Origin of the sequence: Fibrobacter sp. UWOV1, assembly GCF_900142495.1 — a bacterium.
GTDB lineage: Bacteria > Fibrobacterota > Fibrobacteria > Fibrobacterales > Fibrobacteraceae > Fibrobacter.
Genome location: NZ_FRBA01000003.1, coordinates 246920 through 269267 on the forward strand (window position 1 = coordinate 246920; position 22348 = coordinate 269267).

Annotated in this window: 21 protein-coding genes; 14 read left to right on the forward strand and 7 right to left on the reverse strand. The window is 49.5% G+C overall.

The features are described from left to right. The first annotated feature begins 216 nt into the window (after positions 1-216). The 4 genes from asd to BUC02_RS06760 all read left to right on the forward strand — a co-directional run bounded on the left by asd (position 217) and on the right by BUC02_RS06760 (position 3268). Positions 217-1044, forward strand: coding sequence for an archaetidylserine decarboxylase (asd, locus tag BUC02_RS06745; protein ID WP_254794134.1), 828 nt, complete (start codon positions 217-219; stop codon positions 1042-1044). Between the two features lie 15 nt (positions 1045-1059). Continuing rightward, complete coding sequence (locus tag BUC02_RS06750) at positions 1060-1926, forward strand: hypothetical protein (RefSeq protein ID WP_073320454.1); 867 nt, start codon at positions 1060-1062, stop codon at positions 1924-1926. Between the two features lie 84 nt (positions 1927-2010). After that, entirely contained in the window at positions 2011-2850 is an 840-nt protein-coding gene (locus BUC02_RS06755; RefSeq protein ID WP_073320457.1) for a glycosyltransferase family 61 protein, read from the forward strand. Positions 2851-2938: 88 nt separating this feature from the next. After that, positions 2939-3268: a GerW family sporulation protein gene (locus BUC02_RS06760; protein WP_073055726.1), complete on the forward strand. Its 330-nt coding sequence runs from the start codon at positions 2939-2941 to the stop codon at positions 3266-3268. A 118-nt stretch (positions 3269-3386) separates the two neighbouring features. On the opposite strand, the gene serC is transcribed toward BUC02_RS06760, so the two are convergent. From serC to BUC02_RS06775, 3 genes are all read right to left on the reverse strand, one after another. Next, positions 3387-4493 carry a 3-phosphoserine/phosphohydroxythreonine transaminase gene (gene serC, locus BUC02_RS06765; RefSeq protein ID WP_073320460.1) on the reverse strand — a complete coding sequence of 369 codons (1107 nt, stop codon included), beginning with the start codon at positions 4491-4493 and terminating at the stop codon, positions 3387-3389. 236 nt (positions 4494-4729) lie between these two features. Continuing rightward, positions 4730-5254, reverse strand: a complete 525-nt coding sequence (locus BUC02_RS06770) for an HD domain-containing protein (RefSeq protein WP_073320463.1) — start codon at positions 5252-5254, stop codon at positions 4730-4732. A gap of 150 nt (positions 5255-5404) precedes the next feature. Next, positions 5405-7678, reverse strand: coding sequence for an aconitate hydratase (locus BUC02_RS06775; RefSeq protein ID WP_073320466.1), 2274 nt, complete (start codon positions 7676-7678; stop codon positions 5405-5407). Positions 7679-7807: 129 nt separating this feature from the next. Between BUC02_RS06775 and BUC02_RS06780 the strand changes: the two genes are divergently transcribed. The 5 genes from BUC02_RS06780 to BUC02_RS06800 all read left to right on the forward strand — a co-directional run bounded on the left by BUC02_RS06780 (position 7808) and on the right by BUC02_RS06800 (position 14429). Beyond that, the gene (locus tag BUC02_RS06780; RefSeq protein WP_073320469.1) at positions 7808-9715 is read left to right on the forward strand and encodes a SulP family inorganic anion transporter; all 1908 of its coding nucleotides are present in this window, start codon (positions 7808-7810) and stop codon (positions 9713-9715) included. A 246-nt stretch (positions 9716-9961) separates the two neighbouring features. Beyond that, positions 9962-10552, forward strand: coding sequence for a phosphoribosylglycinamide formyltransferase (purN, locus tag BUC02_RS06785; RefSeq protein ID WP_073320472.1), 591 nt, complete (start codon positions 9962-9964; stop codon positions 10550-10552). Positions 10553-10618: 66 nt separating this feature from the next. Continuing rightward, positions 10619-11347, forward strand: coding sequence for a ribonuclease HII (locus BUC02_RS06790; protein WP_371340969.1), 729 nt, complete (start codon positions 10619-10621; stop codon positions 11345-11347). Between the two features lie 96 nt (positions 11348-11443). Next, entirely contained in the window at positions 11444-13048 is a 1605-nt protein-coding gene (locus tag BUC02_RS06795; protein WP_073320478.1) for a hypothetical protein, read from the forward strand. A gap of 112 nt (positions 13049-13160) precedes the next feature. Then, complete coding sequence (locus BUC02_RS06800) at positions 13161-14429, forward strand: hypothetical protein (RefSeq protein WP_139261049.1); 1269 nt, start codon at positions 13161-13163, stop codon at positions 14427-14429. A gap of 20 nt (positions 14430-14449) precedes the next feature. On the opposite strand, the gene BUC02_RS06805 is transcribed toward BUC02_RS06800, so the two are convergent. The 3 genes from BUC02_RS06805 to BUC02_RS06815 are packed head-to-tail and all read right to left on the reverse strand — an operon-like array spanning position 14450 to position 16576. Continuing rightward, complete coding sequence (locus BUC02_RS06805; protein WP_073320484.1) at positions 14450-15088, reverse strand: FISUMP domain-containing protein; 639 nt, start codon at positions 15086-15088, stop codon at positions 14450-14452. An 18-nt stretch (positions 15089-15106) separates the two neighbouring features. After that, positions 15107-16045, reverse strand: a complete 939-nt coding sequence (locus BUC02_RS06810) for a hypothetical protein (protein WP_073320487.1) — start codon at positions 16043-16045, stop codon at positions 15107-15109. Positions 16046-16096: 51 nt separating this feature from the next. Next, positions 16097-16576 (reverse strand): hypothetical protein, encoded by a 480-nt coding sequence (locus BUC02_RS06815; protein WP_139261050.1) that lies wholly within the window; start codon positions 16574-16576, stop codon positions 16097-16099. Positions 16577-16994: 418 nt separating this feature from the next. Here BUC02_RS06815 and BUC02_RS06820 point away from each other — a divergent pair, with 418 nt between their 5' ends. Genes BUC02_RS06820 through BUC02_RS06840 form a run of 5 tightly spaced genes read left to right on the forward strand, consistent with a single transcriptional unit; the run spans position 16995 to position 21964 of the window. After that, positions 16995-17837, forward strand: a complete 843-nt coding sequence (locus BUC02_RS06820) for a TIGR02147 family protein (RefSeq protein WP_073320491.1) — start codon at positions 16995-16997, stop codon at positions 17835-17837. After that, a complete protein-coding gene (locus tag BUC02_RS06825) occupies positions 17834-18931 on the forward strand; it encodes an FISUMP domain-containing protein (protein WP_083564458.1) in 1098 nt (365 codons plus the stop codon). Before BUC02_RS06820 ends, BUC02_RS06825 begins: the two co-directional genes overlap by 4 nt. A gap of 24 nt (positions 18932-18955) precedes the next feature. Further along, on the forward strand, positions 18956-19618 hold the full coding sequence (locus BUC02_RS06830; RefSeq protein ID WP_073114697.1) for a hypothetical protein: 663 nt from the start codon (positions 18956-18958) through the stop codon (positions 19616-19618). After that, positions 19615-20862 carry a hypothetical protein gene (locus BUC02_RS06835; RefSeq protein WP_139261051.1) on the forward strand — a complete coding sequence of 416 codons (1248 nt, stop codon included), beginning with the start codon at positions 19615-19617 and terminating at the stop codon, positions 20860-20862. The genes BUC02_RS06830 and BUC02_RS06835 overlap by 4 nt, the downstream gene beginning before the upstream one ends. Positions 20863-20899: 37 nt before the next feature. Beyond that, positions 20900-21964, forward strand: a complete 1065-nt coding sequence (locus BUC02_RS06840; RefSeq protein WP_073320497.1) for a hypothetical protein — start codon at positions 20900-20902, stop codon at positions 21962-21964. Here the strand turns inward: BUC02_RS06840 and BUC02_RS06845 are convergent. Further along, a complete protein-coding gene (locus BUC02_RS06845) occupies positions 21945-22271 on the reverse strand; it encodes a nucleotidyl transferase AbiEii/AbiGii toxin family protein (RefSeq protein WP_139261052.1) in 327 nt (108 codons plus the stop codon). The two genes, BUC02_RS06840 and BUC02_RS06845, sit on opposite strands and share 20 nt — an antisense overlap. Positions 22272-22348 lie beyond the last annotated feature (77 nt).

Consider the following 22348-nt stretch of genomic DNA (forward strand, 5'->3'; position numbering starts at 1 on the left):
TCGGTACAAAGATAAACATTTTTTTTGACAGCTAGGTGTCAAAATCGTTCCGGACACAATATACAAAAAATAATGGTAGTGCGCAAGCGTGCAGTAAAAAGTCTTTTTTACATATGCTCAATTGTAGCGATGCGAGCATGGGTCTAGGTGGTGGATTCGGGAATATCAGGTTAAATTTCTATCTTTACCCCCATGAATACCGCTTTTTATGTCTTTATGAAGTTGTTGCCGAAGAATGCCGCTAGCCGCGCCTTCGGTGCGTTGACCCGCCTCAAGTTGCCTGTGATTTCCAAGAAGGCACGCAACGCTTTTGCCGCTTATTACAAGCTGAATATGGAAGAGTCGGAATATCCGCTTGAACATTATGCGAACATCGGCGAACTTTTTATCCGCAGGCTCAAGCCGGGAATGCGCCCGATTGCCGATTCCGAAATCGTGTCGCCGGTGGATGGCGTGCTTTCGCAGACGGCAACTTTCGACGAAAAGCAAGAGCTGATTCAGGCTAAGGGCAAAACTTACACGCTCAAGGACCTGCTTCGCGACGAAGAAATGGCTGCCCGCTTTGAAGGTGGAGCCTTCGCGACGATTTACTTGGCTCCGTTTAACTACCACCGCATTCATAGCCCCGTGAAGGGCGAGGTGGTTGATGCCAGCTACTGCCCGGGTACGCTCTGGCCGGTGAATGTGGGTAGCGTGGAACGCGTGGAAGGCCTGTTCTGCATTAACGAACGCCTTACGAGTCACTTGCGCTTGGACGACGGCTCCGAAATGCTGGTGGTGAAGGTCGGTGCAACCAACGTGGGCCGCATCGGAGTCGCCTACACGGACGAACTCTTGGTGAATGCGGGCAAACTCCCGCGCAACTGCAAACGTTACGACTGGAAACCCGCCCAGAAAATTACCGTGGAAAAGGGCGGCGAACTGGGTCGCTTCGAAATGGGCAGCACCGTAATTCTCGTGGTCGACAAGAAGATTCGCGAAAGGAATCCGGGGCTTTTCCAGAGCCGCGTAGGAACAGCCGTGAAGGTGGGCGAGGCCCTTTAATCTTTAGGTTTGCCGATGGTTTCGGTCAAGCGTTTTATTCACGACGAACCAGCGTTGTTCAAGGCGACGGCGGAGTTTGTGCGGTTGTTTGCCCGAATCGACGACCCGGTGCTTGCGGTCGCAAAGCTTGAAAAGGGCGTGAATGAACGCATCGCGTGGACACTTTTAGGCACGGCGCTTTTTCAAGACGTGAGCTACCCTGAATTTGTGGAGCTCTTGCGGGCGCTCAACGAAAAATTCCCTGGCGAAAAACTCTGGACGTTGCCGGTGCCGAAGGCGCAGGATATTGAATTATGCGTAGAATCAGCATTCGGTTGCCGCACCTGGAGTTTGTTTGAAAATGTGGCGGGAATTTTCTGGAGTGTCGGGCTCTTTGTTCGTCGACACGAGGATTTGCAGGAATGGCTCAAGTCGCGCACGCCCGAAGAACTTTGGCGTGACCTTGGCGAAATTTACTTTATGGGCAAGGGAAACCCGCGCCCGAAAGTTTGCGCAGCCATTTACCGCTTGCTCGCGCCCGCGCCGGTGGGGCTTTCGCTCGATTGTGCGCCCTCGCCCAAATGGCCACCGATGCCTTTAACGATGGGCGCTCGCCGTTACCTTTCGATTCTTGGGCCTGCAAGCGACGGCTTTGCGGACTTGGAGCCCGCACAAAAGCAGAAACTTGCAACCGACATGTATGTGGCACTTGTGCAGCATTTGATGGAACAGTCCGAAAATGCCGAGGTGAAAACATCGAAGGTCGACGCCTTGACCGCCTACGTGGCTGCGCACGGTTTGCAGTTTTATTTAGAAGACGGAACCGACGGTTTTATTTGCCGTACAGTGACGGACCGTTGCCGCAAATGTCCCCTGCGGGAATATTGCAGCTACGCTATTTGATTCGGATTTCGGAATTCAGATTTCGGAGTTGTTTAGATTTGGTGACTGTTGAAATTTTGACTCTTTTTTTTCTACATTTCTCGTATGCTTTTCTCTTGTAAATCTTTGGGGCTTGTGCTTGCGGCGAGTATTGCGGCGCTTGTGACTGGCTGCCAGGAGAAAGATGAAATCCCGGTCGACTATTCCGCGATTGCGTACAAATTTTTGAAGCCTGTTTCCTTTGCACAAGATTCTTCGAAGAATGCCGAAATTCCTTCGCTGGAACGCCGCTACGACTACCGCTACGCGATTATGCTTGGCGATACGCTCGGTGTGACTGTACTTGAATTCGAAAGCGATGTGTATGCACTCGACTATTACATGAACAGCGGACACTTCCAAGGCAGCATCCCGATTCTGAGGGGTAACTTCTTGGAACAGAGTTTTCGCGCCGACAAGCGCATCTTTATCTTTAGGCACGACAGCTACCGCCGTTACGAGCGCGCCGACCTCGAAGATTACGTGCGCAAGTTCCCGGGTTACCATGGCGGATTCCCGCAGGCTTTTTTGAGCTTGCCGTTTGAGCATCGTGAGCAGGGCCGCGCTTCGATTCAGACCAAATTCTTTTTAGGCGTCAAATCGACCTTCCCGGTGCTGGTGCAAAGTTACCGCGACGGTAACCTACGCTGGAATGTGGCTCGCAGCTGGGATCAGGTGGAATCGGATGCGTTTGAAAAGTGGGTGACTGGCCTTAAGCAGGTGACTCCGAGCGAAATTGTTCCGGCAAATGACTGTGTTTACTTTGAAGCGGGCGAGGGCTCTTACGGAATCGCGAGCCGCTTGTCTGGCGGGCGAGTCGCCGTTGTCTGGGGCTATATGTCTTGGTCCGACTTGGAACGTACGTTCTTTACCGCCAGCGACCGCATTTTCGAAGCGCGATACTAGCGCCTTCGGCGCGATTATTGCTGCTCATAGCTCAAAGGTGCGAAGCGCCGACCTCATACCCCATATCTGTTTTTATTATATTAAAGTCATGGCTATTGAAAAACTTGCAGAAACTCTTTTGGAAAAGCTCCGTTTCATCACTAAGGCTGAAACGGTTATCGGTAACCCCATTCAGGCCGGTGAATCTACCGTTGTGCCCGTGAGCCGCGTGTCCGTGGGCTTCGGTTTTGGCGGTCACCAGTCCAAGGGCGATACTTCTGCCTCTGGCGGTGGCGCCTCGGTGGAACCGGTCGCTTTCCTCGTCATCAAGGGCGACGACGTGCGCGTGATGCCCATTAGCAAGGACAGTTCGCTTGTTTCTAAGGTCATGGACATTGTGCCAGACGTGGTGAACAAGTTCAAGAAGAGCGAAGACTAATATTTGAAAATTCCTGCTGGAGCCTGCCCTGAGCATGCGAACGGGCGGGCGGAAAAAGCTATTTGCAAAAAAGCCCCGGTTTTCACCGGGGCTTTTTGAATGGTTTTGATAGGGCTAATTAGCCGAGCACCTTCTTTTCGAAGTCGCCGAGGCAGTCAACGAGGGCCTGCACGCCTTCGACCGGCATTGCGTTGTAGATAGATGCGCGGAAGCCACCCACGGAGCGGTGACCCTTGAGCTGCTGCAGACCGCGGGCCTTAGCGAATTCAAGGAATTCCTTGGCGAGATCGTCTGCCTTGTCTGCAGCGACCACGTCCTTGTTGAACACGAACGGAACGTTCATGATGGAACGGTCTTCCTTGGCAGCGGTACCGACGAACACCTTGGAGTTGTCGAGGGCGCTGTAAAGGAGAGCGGCCTTGGAGCGGTTCACCTTTTCGATAGCTTCGACACCACCGAATTCCTTGAGCCACTTGAGGGTGCGGTTCATCACGTACACGGCGAATACCGGAGGAGTGTTGAACATGTTGGCAGCGTCGATGTGGGTCTGGAAGTTGAGCATGGTCGGGATGGTGCGGTTCACCTTGCCGAGGAGGCCCTTCTTGATGATGGTAACAGTCACGCCTGCGCAGCTGATGTTCTTCTGGGCGCCGCCGTACACAACGCCGAAGTCGGACACGTTGATCTTGCGGGCGAGGAAGTCGGAGCTCACGTCAGCCATGAGGAAGCCGGACTTCGGCTTCGGGAAGTTGTGCCATTCGGTACCGTAGATGGTGTTGTTGGCAGTCACGTGGAGATACGTGGCGTTGTCGCTGAGCTTCAGGTTCTTGTCGATGCGGCTGTAAGTTTCGGACTTGGTGTCGCAAGCGGCGAGAGCGTTACCGAACTGCTTGGCTTCCTTGTAAGCCTTGTTTGCCCAAACGCCAGTCAGAGCGTAGTCTGCCGTAGCGTCCTGGTTGAGGAAGTTCATCGGGAGCATGCAGAACAGAAGGGAGCAACCACCACCGAGGAAAACGATGTCGTAGTCTTCAGGGATGCCCATCAATTCACGGAGGTACTGTTCCGTCTGGGCGAACATGTTTTCAATCGGCTTTGAACGGTGACTCATGGAGAGAATGCTGATGCCGCTGTTTTCGAAGTCGATGCATGCAGCAGATGCTTCCTTGAGTGCCTGTTCGGGCAGGACAGACGGTCCTGCGCTAAAGTTATAGACTTTATTTGCCATGGTTGTGTTCCTTTTTGTTTTGCCCCGCATGGTTTACGGGGACTCTTAAATTACGCGCGTAAAAATAGCAAAATACGGCTTTTTCGGCTACATTGAAAGCAATAAAAAATTTTGTAGTAGACAGTAGACGGTAGGCAGTAGGAAGGTGAAAAAGAAAAAAGCCCGCACAGGGGCGGACTTTCCTTATAAGTTTACCTAGGAAGGACTTCCTACAGTCTACTTCTAACTTCTTACTATTACACGCCGAGGGCTTCGATAGCCGCCTGGTACTTCTTGAGGCGGAACTTGGTCTTGAGTTCGCGGCGTTCCTGACGCTTGATGTACTTGTCTTCCAAAAGCACGTTCAGAATGGCGCTCTTGGCCTTGGCCATCAGCGGGTCGTCCTTGAGGGTGCCCATGAACTTCACGAATTCCTTTTCGCGGGCTTCGTAGTTAGCTTCTTCGGCGGGGACGCCTTCGGCCATCAGCTTGCAGCTGTATTCGTCGATCCAGCCCTGGTTCTTGTGGTAAGTCATCTTCTGGATTTTTTTGACCATATCGGCCGGAACGCCCATGGCGATCACTTCTTCAGGGGTTTTCTTGGTAGTGTCGGTAATCAAGTCCTGCAAAATGGCGAGTGTCTGAACCTCTTCGGATTCACCCTTGTTCTTGAGGTAATCTGCGACATTCTGCAGAAAATCAATGTAGGGGCCACCTGCTTTGTCTGTCTGACCTTTGTGGACTTCGGCGGCGATTTTATAAGCTTCAGCGTAAGAAAGCATAATGATCCTTTTTAAAAACCTTGGGGTGCTACTCCGGCACCATACCCTCAATATATATAAACAAAACCTGTAAAAGTGTCACGTTTTTGTCAAATTTTCAAAAAATGGCACTTTTTTTCGTTTGTTTGGGCGGGTGCCGGAATAAAGCTCTTATTTGTTGTTCGCGCGGATGAGGTTGAGGGCGGAACCCGCCTTAAACCATGCCCACTGCTGTTCGTTGTAGGTGTGGCTGAGCGCGATGTTATCGACGGAGCCATCCTTGTGGTGGGCGACGAGGGTGAACTCGGAACCCGGGGCGAACTTGGTGAGACCCACGATGTCGAACACGTCCTGTTCCTGAATCTTATCGTAGTCGGCGGCGTTCTTGAAGGTGAGGGCGAGCATGCCCTGCTTCTTGAGGTTCGTCTCGTGGATGCGGGCGAAGCTCTTCACGATCACGGCCTTCACGCCGAGGAAGCGCGGTTCCATGGCGGCGTGTTCGCGGCTAGAACCTTCACCGTAGTTTTCGTCACCGATGACGATGGAACCCGTGCCCTTGGCCTTGTAAATCTTCGCAAGTTCAGGGACTTCCTTGTATTCACCGCACTGGCAGAGAACCTTGTTCGTTTCGCCGTTGAATGCGTTCACGGCGCCGATGAGCATGTTGTTCGAAATGTTTTCGAGGTGACCGCGGTAGTTGAGCCACGGACCAGCCATGGAGATGTGGTCGGTAGTGCACTTGCCCTTGGCCTTGATGAGGAGCGGGGTACCGGCGATGTCCTTGCCGTCCCAAGCCGCGAACGGCGTGAGGGCCTGGAGGCGCTTGCTTTCGGGGTTGATAGAAACGGTGATCTTGGAACCGTCTTCGGCGGGGGCCTGGTAGCCGGCATCCTTGACTTCAAAACCCTTCGGCGGAAGTTCGCACTGTTCCGGCGGGTCGAGCTTGACTGCTTTACCTTCGTTGTTCACGAGGGTGTCGGTCATCGGGTTGAAGCGGATGTCGCCGCTGAGCGCTGCAATCACGGCCATGAGCGGGGAGGCGACGAAGGCGTGCGTGTTCGGGTTGCCGTCGGCGCGCTTTGCGAAGTTGCGGTTAAAGCTGTGGACGATGGTGTTGAGTTCCTTCTTGTCGGCACCGGCACGGTCCCAGCGGCCAATGCAAGGACCGCAGGCGTTCGTCATGATGGTGGCACCGAACTGCTTGAACAGGTCGATGAGGCCGTCGCGTTCGGCGGTGTAGCGCACCTGTTCAGAACCCGGGTTGATGAGGAGCGGGCACTTCGGGCTGAGACCCTTCGCGAGGGCCTGCTTGATCATGTTCGCTGCCATGAACAAATCTTCGTAGCTGGAGTTCGTGCAAGAACCGATGAGGGCGGCGCTCACGACCGGCGTAGATTCCGGCTTGGTTTCGGTGGCCTTGAGGCTTTCTGCCATGTCGGTCACGGCGTAGGCGCGGTCCGGGCTGAACGGGCCGTTGAAGTGCGGCACGAGTTCGCTCAGGTTGATTTCCACAACGCGGTCAAAATACTTTTCCGGATTTGCTTCGACTTCCGGGTCGGCCTTGAGGTGTTCTGCAATCTTGTCGGCGGCGGCGGCAACGTCGGCGCGGCCGGTCACCTTGAGGTAGCGGCTCATGGAATCGTCGTAGCTGAAGGTGGAGCAGGTAGCGCCCACTTCGGCACCCATGTTTGCAATCGTTGCCTTGCCTGTTGCGGAGAGGCTGCGTGCGCCTTCGCCGAAGTATTCGATAATGGCGTTGGTGCCGCCCTTCACGGTGAGGATGCCTGCGAGCTTGAGGATGATGTCCTTCGCGGTTGCGAAACCCTGGAGCTTGCCGGTGAGTTTCACGCCGATCATCTTCGGGTACTTGAGTTCCCACGGGAGGCCCACCATGGCGTCCACAGCGTCTGCACCGCCCACGCCAATGGCGAGCATGCCGAGGCCGCCAGCGTTCACGGTGTGGGAGTCGGTACCGATCATCATTCCGCCCGGGAAGGCGTAGTTTTCGAGCACCACCTGGTGGATGATGCCTGCACCCGGGAGCCAGCAGTCAATGCCGTACTTGGCAGACACGGACTGGAGGAAATCGTAAACTTCCTTGCTTTCTTCCTTCGCGCGGGGGAGGTCCTTTTCGACACCTTCGCGGGCGATAATCAGGTGGTCGCAGTGCACGGAACTGGGTACTGCCACGCGGGCCTTACCGGCGGTGGTGAACTGGAGGAGGGCCATCTGGGCGGTAGCGTCCTGCATGGCCACGCGGTCGGGGTGGAATTCGGCAAAATCCTTGCCGCGTTCGTAAGTCCTGTTCTCGGCGCCATCGATCAGGTGGCTGTAGATAATCTTTTCGGCGAGGGTGAGCGGACGGCCCAGCTGCTTGCGGGCAGCTTCAACGCGGGCGGGAATGCGGGCATACACGCCCTGGATCATGTCGAAATTGAAAAGCATAGTCTCTTGGGGTTATAGGTTGAATTTTCGGGCGTAAAGATAGAAAATTATTTGGTTGCTTTTTTTTACCCTTAACAAAGGGTGTAAATTTTCCTAAATTTGGCCGCGTTCCTAAGATTGGAGACCCCCATGCCCAATATTAACGCCAAAGATTCCGTCAAGAATTTCCTTGCTGGAGTCAAGACGACCGTTACTCCTGAATTGTTCCGCACGATTCGCAGGGGCTACGACAAAAAGAACTTCGTAAGCGACCTCATGTCGGGCCTGATTGTGGGCATTCTGGCGCTTCCGCTTGCCATTGCGTTTGCTATCGCTTCGGGTGTGGGTCCGGAACAGGGTCTTTATACGGCCATTATCGCTGGCTTTACCATTTCGCTGTTGGGCGGTTCCCGTTTCCAGATTGGCGGCCCGACGGGTGCCTTTATTGTGATTGTTTATGGCATCGTGAGCCAATATGGCTACGATGGCCTTGCCTCGGCCACTCTTTTGGCCGGTATCTTGCTGATTATCTTCGGTTTAGCCAAATTTGGCGCTATCATCAAGTTTATTCCGTATCCGGTTACTGTGGGCTTTACCGCCGGTATCGCTATTATTATTGCTCTTGGCCAGGTGCCGAACTTCTTTGGCCTCCGTTTCCTTTCCAAAGACCCGGCCGATGCCGTGGGCAAAATCAAGCTTTACGCCTCTTCGCTTGATACTGTTAATATTTATGCCGTGATTGTTGGCCTTGTGGCTTTGGCCGTTTGCATTCTGTGGCCGAAGATTACGACGAAAGTTCCGGGTTCCCTGATTGCCATTATCGTGGCGACTGTCATGGTGAAGGTCTTGGGCTGGGATGATCCGATTACGGGCCACGGCGTGGTGACCATTGGCATGAAAAACCACATTCCGAGCGGTTTTCCGGTTCCGCATTTGCCGAACATTAGCCTCGAAATGATGCAAAAAGTGTTCCAGCCGGCTTTGACGATTGCCATTTTGGGCGCCATTGAATCCCTTTTGTCTGCCGTGGTGGCCGACGGTATGACCTCGACCAAGCACCGTTCCAATACCGAACTTTTCGGTCAGGGCGTTGCCAACGTGCTTTCCCCGATGTTTGGCGGTATCCCGGCTACGGGTGCGATTGCCCGTACGGCAACCAACATCCGTAACGGTGCCGTGAGCCCGATTTCGGGCCTCGTGCATGCGGTTGTGCTCCTGCTCATCATGCTCGTGCTCGGTAAGTATGCCGAAATGATCCCGATGGCAGCGCTTGCCGCCGTGCTTTTTCAGGTCGCGTTCAACATGTGCGGCTACCGCAGCTTTATCAAGATGTTCAAGGCCCCGAAGAGCGATGTTGCTGTGATGCTTGTGGCCTTCTTCTTGACCGTGATTATCGACCTTACGGTCGCTATCGAAGTGGGCGTGTTGCTTGCGGCGGTGCTGTTTATCAAGCGCATGAGCGATGTGTCCGAGATGGAGACGGTGACCGAGGCCCTCAAGGATGACGACGAGGAGGCCGCGCACAACGAGCTCAGCCGCCAGGTGCCGAAGGGCGTGGTGGTTTATGAGTTGGCCGGTTCGCTGTTCTTTGGCGCGGTCGACAAGTTCAAGGACACGATGGCCCGCATCTCGGACAAGCCGAAGATTCTTATTTTGCGCATGCGTAGCGTGTCGAGCATCGATGCCGCAGGCATCCAGATGATCGAGGACCTGCTGAACCGCTGCAACCGCGAAGGGACGCAGCTGTTGCTCAGTGGCGTGCATGCTCAGCCGGTGGTAGCGCTTACTCGCGCCGGAGTGCTTAAGCAACTCGGTGAAGAAAACGCCCTCGGTAACATCGATGCCGCTCTCAACCGCGCCCGCGAACTCTTGGGCCTCCCGATTGTGGATACCTCGCATGAAATGCCGCAGGCGCCTACCGTTTCTTGGGAAAAGAGCCTCGACAAGCCGTGGATGCCGGAAGAATCCAACGCTGCAATTGCCGAAGAAACGCCGGAAGTTATCGCCGAAAAGATGATGGACGAACCGGTCGTAAAAATCGAAGAAAAAACAAAGTAACCTTTGTAAGTTTTTTATCACTTTGTGATGCTTGTCGCAGTGTGATTTCCGTCTCTTTAATTTTAGTTATGTTATATCTAAATTAGGGGCATGGTTAAGAGACATGCTATGACGAGTTCTGAAAGGACGCACATCTTTTGGCACTTCATCGTGAACTATCTGCTTGCCTTCTGGGCGGTTGGATTGATCCTGATGAATATCTGCTAGCATCAAACAATCCTAGATTATTTTTCTATTTTTGGCGCCATGTTTAAAATAGGCGTGATGGCTTCCGGTGGTGGAAGTAACTTTAAAGCGATAATTGACCGCATTGGCGAGGGCGACCTCGAAGCCCAATGCAAGTTCCTGATTACCAACAACGGTGGTTGCGGGGCTGTTTCTCATGCGGAATCTTACGGGATTCCCGTTTTCCACATTTCGGGCAAGACGCACCCCGATACGGCTGCCTACGAAGCGGCGCTGCTCGAAGTCATCGATCGCTACGACATTGATTTGTTGATTCTGGCGGGCTATATGAAGGCCTTGCCGGTAAGCCTCATTAAAAGGCTCCCGGACCGTATTTTGAACATTCACCCGTCGCTTTTGCCCAAGTATGGCGGCAAGGGTTTTTTCGGAATTCATGTGCACGAGGCGGTGATTGCCGCGCACGATACGGAATCGGGCCCGACAGTTCACTTGGTCAGCGAAGAAATCGACCAGGGCCGCATTCTGGCACAGACCCGCGTGCCTGTTGAAGCTGCGGACACGCCGGAAACGCTTGCTGCTCGCGTGCTGGTGCAGGAACATGCCCTCTACTGGAAGACGATTAAGGAATATGCGGCTCAAATGGGCTTGTAACTCATGAAATTCAAGGTTCCGGCATTTTTGGAAGGGATTGAAGCTCCTGTCGATGGCGAAGTGGCCATGCGCAAATTCGCTGCATCCCAGATGGGGGAAAATGCCGTGGTTGTGGGTATTGACGAAGTGGGCCGCGGCCCCTTGGCAGGCCCCGTGGTGGCGTGTGCTGCTGTTCTCAAGACGCCCGACGCACTCCTGACACTCAACGATTCCAAGAAACTTACGCGCCCGAAGCGCGAAGCCATGTACCAGGACGTGCAAGATGCTTGCGCCTGCTTTGCCGTAGCGAGCGCCTCGGTCGAGGAAATCGACCGCATGAATATCCTGGAAGCCGACTTTTTAGCCATGCGTCGAGCCTTGCAGGCTCTCGGTATGCCCGGTTTGCATGAATCCGCCCCTCAAATCCCGATCTTTAAGAAGGGATGTCTCAACATTAGTAGAGATCCTTCGACTACGAGCCAGGGGCTCTCCGCTCAGGATGACAAAACGGTGCGAGTTCTTATTGCTGTCGACGGTAACCTCAAGATTCACGGAATCCCCGAAGAAATGCAGATTCCCGTGGTCAAGGGCGATGGACGCATTGCTAGCATCTCGGCGGCCTCGATTTTGGCGAAAGTCTTCCGTGACCGCTACATGGACGACCTCGAAAAGAAGTTCCCCGGCTACGGTTTCGACAAGCATGCCGGTTATGGAACCAAGGCTCACCTTGACGCAATCCGCCGTCTCGGCATGACTGCGGAACATCGTAAAAGCTTTCACCCCAAGAGTTTACAGACCGAGCTGGATCTTTTTTAAGGTACAATTGTGATGTAGCGCATATCATCAGTGGTTCTCTTATTGACTTTTAGAAAATTTTTGTTAATTTGAAGCTAATCAATAAAGGAGTTTTCTATGAAAAGTGTTGCAAATTTTTGCAAACAAAAAAAAGAAGCGGCCTTCCTTTCCTTATTTTGTGCTGCTAGCATAGGACTCTTCGGCTGCGGAAGTGATTCCAGCAGTAGCGGTCCTGATGCGACAAGCGATGTATGCTCCGTTACCAAGACGGGAAATTCCGTTACCATGAAAACGACGGCTGGTGGGGCTACCACTACTACCGTTTATGTGTTTGGTGCGGATGGAAATATGGTTTCGCAATCCACAATCACCGATTATTCTCAAATGGGCGATGATGTCACCGCCAAGACGGTTTGCGAAGCCTCGGGTACGGTAGAGGGTTTCAGCGCTACCTACGAAGCGGGGAAGTGTACTGTTACTCAGACCGTTGGCTTGGTTGGAACGTTGGACGAAATATACGATACCCAAAATGCGGTTTGTGAAGCAACTAACGAAGTCGCCAAGCCAGCAAGCAGCAGTGGCTCCAGCGAAAGCTCTTCTAAATCCGTGAAAAGCCTGGTTGAACTTTTCCAGTCCCCCTGTGCTGAATCTAATTCTGGCGAAACGGTCAAAGTGACCGGAGAAAAATCCGATTATATTTGCGCTTCTATTGATTTGGGTATGGGAATGACGACATACACGTGGGCGCCTGCCGTTAGCAAAATAGAGGATATGGACGAATGCTCGCAAAGCTGGGCCATCGCAAATCCCCAAAAGACCTATGCCTATGACAAGTCCAAAAAACAGATTTATACGTGTTCCATGGATCCTGAATCCTTGACTTGGAAATGGTCGGCTTTGGGGGCCGCGCTTGATATTGGCGATGATGATGGCGATGAGGATGGTGATGATGACGAGCTCGGTTCTTCCGGCTCTTCCAAAACCAATTCTTCGGAATCCTCTGAACCCGAATTGTCTAGCAGCTCTGGACCAAGGGAAAAAGTCGTAACTTTCGAAGACGGTATCATGTACACATCCACCTACGGTGACCGCGTACGTACATTCTTTAACACGGTTGACGAATATACCTTCTTTGACGACAACAAGGAAACGAAGGATAGTTCGGGCTGGTGGTTCAGTTTTGATGATAGTGCTGATAGAGGATATTCCACCGTATACACGGGATCCGAGATGGGCGCGTACACGGCAGAAATCGACCTTATATACGACTGGGAGTATAATGGGGAATATATGGAAGCCGTTCCGTATCCCTATGCCGCCATCGGTTTCAATATGTCCCCGTCGGGAACCTCCGTAAATATGTCCGATTGGGAAGGAATGTGTGTCACCTATTCTGCAACGAAGAAGGTTGCGTTTACTTTGAGGAGCTTTGGTGACGGAAGAAGCTCCTGGTATGCGACCTTGCCGAGTGGTACCGTCAAAACGGTGGATCTTGCATTTAACACGAAAACTTTCCATCAACCCAGTTGGGCCATCGAACAAGATCTCGATTACCCGACTTTCAAAGGTGCTTTGGCAAGCGTCCTAGCCATCCACTTCAAGTATTCCAATGACGAGGCTGGCGTTTCTTGTCCGGTTTCGTTGGAAGGGAACTGCGTTACTACGTCCGTCAATAGCATCAAAATTCACAAGATCGGCAAGTACGGCGCCTGCTCGAACTAGATGCTTCGCAATACGACTATTTCTTGGAAGTTGGTGTATCGCGACGAATATGGCCGTGGCGATACACTTGACATGACAACGAAATTTAAATGATTTGATAAAAAAGTCGTTTATGAAATGTCTGTCGCTTCCTGTTTCCGTAATCCTTTTGCTTGCAGGTCTAGCTTTTGCTCATGAAAGCAACCACCGGGGCAACCGCAGTATTTGCGGATTGTCTTCAGTCTGGTCCTATGACACCGACGAAGAAGCTCAGAAAAAGATGGCTCAATCCCAGAAGCGTGAAGATAGCTTTGTCAAGTATGCGAAAAAGTTCTACCCAAGAGCAAAGACTAGGCTGAATACTGTGCAAGACGCATCGCAGAACGCACCAGTTTTTGGCTCTATCGTCAAGAAAAAGATTCTTGACAAGGATATCGAAAATGTTTTTCCAGAATATTCCGAGTCGTTTGCGAAATGGTGCAATGATAAAAAACAGGAATATAAAGCGAATGTCGCCATGGCATCGTTAGAGACGCAGGAAACTTTTGAAGATTATAACGAAATTTCTACAGGATTCGGTTCACAATGTTTTCTGCTGCATATGGTGATTGACGTTAAACAGAAATATGATGTCGAAACGAAAAAATGGATTGCTCCATCACCTGAAGAAAAACGCAAGACATTTTTTAAGTTCCTTTATCGGGGAGCATCTGCGGAAATCGATTCTGCGAAATCAGATTCTGCCGTTGCATTATTTGAAAAGGATTTTTTTCTTCCAGGGCCTACAGGAAACCGCATTTTCTTTGATGACGGCTGGACTCCCGTGCTTACGAAGAAGGAATTATTGTCCGTCAGCGACTCATTTGGGGATTCTTTGGCGTTTGTCCCTTTTCAGGTTGGCGGCCCGCTTCCTATAAATAAAAATTTGAGCCTGAAAAAGAAAATTTTAAACCATTTGGAAAATGGTGAATTTGATTCTATTCCGCCGCTGATAGACGAAAGCATGCACTATGCCGATACGGTGCATTTTCTTTTGTATAGACAGCTGTATTCCGAAAAGGAGTATTACGGCCTTTCGTTCTTGACTCGCCGATTCGATATGATTCTGAATAGAGACCGTAGCCGTTATTACCGCCCTGAAACGGTGGTTATGCATCGCCCATTAAGTAAAATCGATAAATGGATTTACGAAAATCTTGACAAGCATATCGACCAGCCTCGTCTGGATTCGGCGCTTATCATTGCCAATTATAGCCGCCGTGCAGACTATATTATTCGCGAACAATACGAAAGATTCAGGGAACGGCACTTGCCTGACCGTTCGGGTGTTGTCAGGTACGTAAGGGATAGCGACGTGAAAGCAGTGGAATATGAAGTAAAGTTACCCAAGAACAAGAGGTGATTTTCTAGTTGTCTTGCGCCCTATATATCCCTAACGCAGCGAATGCTGCATGCCCCTGTTTTTACATCATAATATGGAACTCCGGTGGAATCGTACATGTCGGGGCTAAACGAAAAATGATAAGCCCAATCGGCATTGCTTTCTGTGGAGCATGTGAAGCACGCGGATAATCCGAAGCGGTTGAAACTGCCGTCAGTCCTCTGGAATCCATAGTATTTTACATCCAAATCAGGGGCTTTCAGACCGTCCTTTTTCAGTAGGGTCAGCCAGTCGGAGTAAGTCGGCAAACGCCATCCGTTAGGGCATACTCCTTGCACATGCGGTTGGGTCAGTGAATCTGCCAAGTCACAAGTAACGCCATCGCCGCACGGAACCATTTCGGACGAATCCATAGCGATGCTCCACCTGTATAGGCGTCCGTATATCTTGCAGTTTGCGTTTCCATAGTCAAAGCAGACGCTCCCCTTGGCGTTATACCTAAGATTTTCTGTCATCCATTCCTGATTTCCGATTTCTACGGTCCTGTAAGTTTCGCCGTCCCTCTCGTCTGTAAAAGAGCCGACAGTGTAGTTGTGCGGTCCGATAGAGTTGTCGTCGCTGCAAGCGGCAAATGCAACCAACGCAAGCGTCACCCAAAGCAAGCGAATCTGATTTTTCATGTTCTTTTCTTAATGAATTTAGTTTTCTTTGTTTGGAACAAATTCTTTGCATACGGAGTCGCAACGCATTTCGTTACGGATTCCGTCTATGAACACGCATATGTCAGCGCTTTTTCTAATGACCGTGGAGTCCGAAGTTGGAAGCGAATCAACGGGGTTTGAAGTCTCAATAACATCTGTATTGGTTGAGTTAGCCTTCGATGAATCCGACTCGGCAGAATCAGACGAACAACGCCGCTCCGAAAACGGTATATCGACGTATCGGCAGTATTCCACTTTCTTGCAGGTGTCTTCCGGAGCGATTATCGGTTCTGACATCAGCACATAACGAAAGCGTAACCGGTCTGTTTTTTCCTTGATGACAAGCACGTATGCTTCGTCGAAGTCGCCAACGTTTGCAGGAGTGCCCGAGAAGAATACCGGTTTGCCGCGTTCCTCGCCTTTTTTCACATAGTTTTGAAAATAGATTCGGTCATCCAGTTTCTCGACCTGGTAGAATACCATATTGACTGGCTGAATGTCGCCGTATAGTTCCTCGTTTTCCGTCTCGGTGGTGATTTGTATGAATACGGAATCGACATCCATCGTATCGTTGTTTGCGACAACAAGCCTGAAACTGCGTATGAAACTGGTCTTTGTCAGATAATCCCTGTACCACGCCCCCGAGATTGTGTCGATTAGGGGAAACGTAATCCGCATAGCCTCAAGGAGAGTGTCGGTTTCAGGGTGGCCAATCTCGACTACGTTGTCGGGCCATTCCGTACGTGTAGTATCGCCAAAGAAACTCGACACATAAGGCGAGTAATCGACAAGCGCCCAGAACTCGGGAAAACGAGAGTAAGAAGAAATACAGTCGTCGCATGTTTCAACGATGCTTTCGCGGTCCTCTGCGCAACCGAAAAATGCGAACAGTAGTGCTGTAGCGAAAAGAATGGGAATGTAAACGGATTTGGTCATAGATGCAAATATAGTTTTTTGTATGGGTGGGCAATAGATCCACAAACTCCATTAGGCACTTGGGAACCAAAAGGGAGTGTATCCTTTATTCTGTTCTTTTTTGAAGAGATACCGCTTCACTTCGCCCTTGTATTTTATAGTGTATATCTGTTGTTGTTCAATCGGCAATTTTCCATAATGACACAGGTCGTGGGTTTTGTTCTTCCCTGTAATATCATATGGTTCGTCTTCACGTATTTTTCCGTAAACAGGATTATTATCGACATATACCACGGGACATTCTTCTTGTTTTTTAACCCATATTACAAGGTCCCCTTTATGGCAATATGGATGTGGACCTTCAAAATCTTCTCCTAGAGGGATAAAAGGGAAAAAGAAAATGAGCCATGCATTGGCGGTTGTTTTAGTGTAATAGCGCCAAATTTCGTAATCGTCTTTTTCTGGTATAACAACTTCATCGTTTTCATTTAATAATCTCGGTTCGTACCAAATGTAGTTATGATAAAGAGAACACCCTTCTAGGTAGAGCATTCCCAAAATTAAGATAAAGATAGAAATGTGTGTATGAGAAGGCATTTTGTTCATGACAGTAACCGTATCACGATTCTTATATAAAATATACTTACGCCCTATTCCAGATGTCAATATTTTGAATACAACAACTGTTGAAAATGCGACATTTCCTCCGATTTTTGTATATTCCCTCTACATGAAGATCTGTTCCCGCGCGTAAGCGTGTATGCCGAACTTGGCGCAGGCAACCGCGGCTTCACCGAAACTTTTTTGGTAGGTAACTGCTGAAAGATTATCGCAATTTGCGAAACCTTTCCTTGCAATACTGCACTTTTTATGAAACGCATTTGTATCATATTTTAAATTCAGATGAAAAATTTGTAAAAAAACGCCATTTTTATTGCGTATTCGACATTTTTGTTTTATTTTTAAGAATATGAGGCCTATTACCGAATATCAGGATTACCGTGAGTATATGCGAGATTTCTATGCCGAGCGCAAGAGAAGTTCGTATTTCACTTGGCGAAAATTTGCAAGTCTCGCCGGATTCGCTTCTCCGGCATACTTGAAACTGGTCAGCGATGGGAAAACGAGTCTCAGTAAGCCGGGCATAGCAAAAGCGGCACGAGCCATGGGACTCGAAGGTTTTGACTACACCTATTTTACCTTGCTTGTGAAATTCGGAAACGCTAAAAACGACAGCGAAAAAGAATCGGCTCTCCGGGAACTCGAACGCGAAGCGCAAATGAACAAGATTCGCATCGTCGATGCAGACGCCTTCCGCTATTACGAAAATCCAGCCTACCCGATTATTCGCGAACTCGCCCCCCTTATGCCAAACGCTTCATTTGGAGAAATTGCGTCCAAAGTAAAACATGAAATTACGGCTGCACAAGTCCGCGACATACTCCAGTTTCTTGTCAAGGCAGATTTGCTCAAAAAGAATGACGACGGAACTTACGAGCAAACACAAAAAGCCGTCAAGGGTTCCAAGGAAACGATTCCCCTGGTCATCCGCACGATGAACCGAAAAATGTCCGAATTGGCGGTTCAGTCCATTGCCAAAGATTCCGTGGAAGAGCGCAATTTTTCAGGAATCACCATGGGGATAAACAAATCTGTTTACGACCGCATTACCAAGGAAATTGACATCTTCCGCAAAAAGATTATTGACATCGCAAACGAATGCCGAGATATTGATCAGGTCTATCAAATGAATTTGCAAGTGTTTCCCCTTACAGACGAGGCGACCACCTCAGATAAAAGGAGACGCAAATGAACACGACAAAAATCCTAATCGCATTATCGACAACTTTGTTCTGGGCATGCACCGAAAAGCCGAACGAAGCGGGAACCACTGAAATTGAGAACACGATGGCAGGAAACCCCGGCGAGATTTCGGCACCGGATGACGGCGGCCTGGCATCAGAATCGTTCGCCTCGGATACGAAAAATGGACTGAAGTTAGGCTCTTGTCTCGCCGGCTTGGCAGATTCACCCTCTTTGGCAAAGCGAGCCGCCAAAGCAGCAACCATCGCAGAAAACTCTTCCAATGGTTTACCCAAGGCGTATATTCTTAACGACGGCAACGGAAATTACCAGGTATTCGTCTTGAAAGTGATGGACCTCTGCTATGTCGAGGCGGATCTCCTGACAAAACGTTCAGGCGACACCTTGGAAATCGAATATGGCCCCGACCGTGTGGAATCGGCATGCACGTGCTATAGCGACCACTGGTTCGATATTGCCCCCGAAAACAAGGACATCAGGTATTTCAAGTTCAGCGGAAAAATCTACGAAATTGACCCCGGCCCCGCTCCAGGACCTTCGAAAAAAGTAAAAAAAACAGACGAAGGCCCTGAACTGACAGATGCCCGAGACGGACAAGTTTACAAGACGATTCAACTCGGCGAACAGACCTGGATGGCCGAAAATCTCAACTTTGAAATTGAAGATGGTGTCCAAAGTTGGTGCAACGGAAACAAAGGCGAAAACTGCGATAAGTACGGTCGTCTATACACACTCGCCGCCGCAAAGACAGCCTGCCCACCCGATTGGCACTTGCCTTCAGTTGATGAGTGGCCCACAAAGGGGAATGGTGGCTACTCGGCGTTTTACGCTTATGGCGTTGAGGGTTGGGGAAATGCAAAAGACGAATACGGGTTCGCAATTTTGCCCGCAGGGAACTATCAAGCAGAATTCCAAAATTTTCTTGAGCCGGGCCTTTTAGCATTCTTTTGGACATCCACAATAGACAAACTCAATCATAATTGTCCTAAAATGATTCATGTTGGCGACGGTTTCGAAGGAATGGTAAGCGTCTGTAGCGACAACGAAAACGACGGATTATCAGTCCGCTGCGTAAAGGACTAGATTTACAATATTATATTTATAGCCATGAACATAAGGCTGCGTAAAATTCTGGGAAAAATATTCCTTTCTTCTACCGCGTTTCTATGGTTCGGATGCGATAACGATACGGCAAGTGCCCCGAAAGACTCGCCGACGGAACCAACGCCGTTTATCGACATAGAACAGGAATTGTCTAAAATATCGCAACCCGATACGACCGGATTAAGGGGAAAGTGCATTTCGGCATACAGTTTCTGCGAAACTATCGAAGATTTCAACGCATATTACTACAACCGACAATGGGCCTCGAGTATTGCTCAAGAAAAAATTGATTCCCTTCTTAACGCACCGCAAAGTTCCCTATTTTCAAGCATAAAGAAATCCTGCTACAAAGACTTAATCGAGCTTGAATTCATGCCGGACTACGGGGTTTCACCATGCTATGATGTCTTGGAAATAGAGGCTTTCGAACCATCTACCCACGAGGACTCGGTTTTCATTGAGGAACATAAAGCCCGTTACGAAGCCTACTTAAAAAAATACAATCTTACCGAATGCGAATCTGGTAGCGTCGTTGTCGGCGACAAATACATCGAGGCCATCTTGGAAAACGACCAATACGAGAGGAGCATCATTCAAAGTCGGCTTGAGGAAATCAATGAAAAGGCTGCCGCATGCGACAACCTTGAAGAGGATGACGTTTTATGAAAAAGAGCCTAATTTACCTGATAGCCGTTTCTCTGTGGCTTCTGGCCTGTAGCGATTCGTCGTCGGAACCGCAAAAAGAAGAATACGATATAAGCGGATGCTGCTCCGGGGAATGGACTATCGAAAGAATCATTTCGATCAATAGTCTTGGAGATACCATAAACATACGAAATGGAGATTCCACATATACAAATAAGGGCGTGTGCAATCCACCGCCTCCGAGTGTAATGACTTTCATGTGTGCGGAAACTCCGTTTAGATTTGTTGATTCTGTCGTTATAGATTCAAGCATTTCATCTTCTAGCGACCCGCTTTCGTCTTCATCGCTTTTCACACCTGTTCCCCGCTCGTCAAGCAGTTACAGCCTATCGCGAGAAGAAACGATAGACTCGACACGCGAAACGGTATATCGACTTTTATACCCGACACCCGAAGGAACTCTCGATACGGGATTCTTTGCCACGGGAGAATGCACCGTTAAAGCGGACGGTTCGTTTGAATGCGAGCAGCGGAGTTGCATAGAGGATATTGGCGGACGCATAAAGATTAATAATACCTCCTATCCGGCAAGTTACAAAGACCATGAAAAACTCGGCATCTATTTTCACGCAAGCACTGAAAAAACTCAACTTATCGATATCAATCTGGGTGACAGTGCACTCACGGAATTCATTCCCTACGCCAACATCCCCGAATTTGATACCGCCGACGCATTAAGCCGCCTCGCCGTTTTATCCGCAAAGACCTGCACGACATTAGAGCGCTTTGTAGGGCACTACCAGTTACAGGCAGAAGGACTTCCCGAAGGAATCATTCTTTACCGCGACGGTGCGGATATCGACAAACGACAAATCTCAACCGAATCCTATACCATGCTATTTTCCAAGGAAGATTTCAACACTGTTGAAAAGAGCGTTTCGGATACCGCATGGTTAAGGGAACACTGCGAAGAGCTTTATAGCGAAGAGGACTACGCCGATTATCCGTATTACGCCTACGTTGACCCCAAATACACGGCTGCAATCAACAACTTTGGCTGCGGGGTCGTTTCGTTTTCTTACGAAGCAGACCCAATAGCGGGCTACTGCCACGGATGGCAAGTTCCCGACCTAGAAAAGGAATACTCCTTCCGCCTTATCAATATTTCGGACAAAGTTCCAGAAACCCCATTCCAATGGAAACTGCTTTACATGGACCAGTATGGTCGCGGCGGCTCGCTGAACGTCACGACACAATTTGAGTAAGTTGTTATATTTCAGAAAAACTAAAAGAAGGATTGACATGAATCGCTATTTTTATCTTTTGGCTTCAGCATTGTTCATTTTCGCCTGCTCTGACGACAACAGCACAAGTCCGTCGGAAAATCAAGAAACAGCCGGATACCAGCATGTGTCCATAGACAAAGAAAACCGTCGAATCTTTGTAAACGAAGACGCTCACACCGAAGAATATTGCATCTTGGAACAAGGTTCTTTTAATTGGGGTGAAGTCTCTTACAAAGCGTATCAAGATTCAAATCCGACAACCTACGAGATTCACGGTGACACGCTAATCGTTTTCTTCTACGGCAATACGTATGATCCGCATTACTATCTTGGCGGTTCCACCGATAAGATTTATGGTAAATGGATTAACATTGGTTGTTCTAAATATCAGGATGAAGTATATTGCCAGTCCCAAGAGGACCGCGACTTTAGGGAACAATATGACGAATTTGTTTTGACAATTTCCGAAAACAAATTCCAGGAAGAGATTGTATATAAGCCCGCATATTTTGAATACGACGACTACATGAATTCCATGTATCTGTCCGACCTTTATGCCGTACTTGAAAATAATTATGCTTACCCAACTATCGGGTCATTCGGCGCTCTATTTTCTCCCGAACAGGAATCTTACATAAAGGCTGTGGAAAAAGAACGGAAGATTGAAGTTCTGGAACAAACAAAAACGATGAAAAAATTCAAGTTGGGTGGAAAAATATTTGAACTCAAGATTACGGACATCGAAAGGGATTCCCTGGATTATAGAGTCGCTATCAGCGTAAAGTCGGGCGACAAGGAATGTTCTTACGAAGAGCAGCAGGTGAACGCAACAAAAGAAAACTGCAAGGACCAGACTACAGAAGGCCTACGATACTACGATGAAGAACGGGACTTTCAATATCCACTGTATTTCAGGGACGCAAACATGCTGAAAACGAAAGGCCTCAATGAATTTGACAAGTGCATCAAGGAAATCACAGTTTCAAAAGACACACAGAACGGGACACAAACCGACAAAGCTGATGCAACCGATTCCATCCAAACACTGGAAACTCAACCGGCTACCAACGGCTCTCGATAAATTCCTTGAAATGCAAAATTTTTTCGCTAGATCGCACATTAAACAGCAAGTGCTCGAAATCCCGCTTTTTTACATTCAAGTTTGTCGAGTCGGCAACCTGCAGCAGAGCCTTCTTCAGTTCGCCCTTCGTTTTGATCCCGTGCAAGGCTTTCAAAAAATCTAGACAGGGCTCTGTTTGCTGGAGTAAAAACATGCTGTCGTAAAAATCGCGTCCCTTATGGCGGGAAAGTAATGCGGATAATTTCATGGCGCAAAGTATTTCATCTGGCGGGACCTGTAATGGAAAGAAAAATCCGCATCCTCCCACATTTCAAGATTTTTTGGGAAAATCGTGGAGGTTTTATGACTGATGATGGAAAATTTGGTAGTATCCAAATGGAGGCT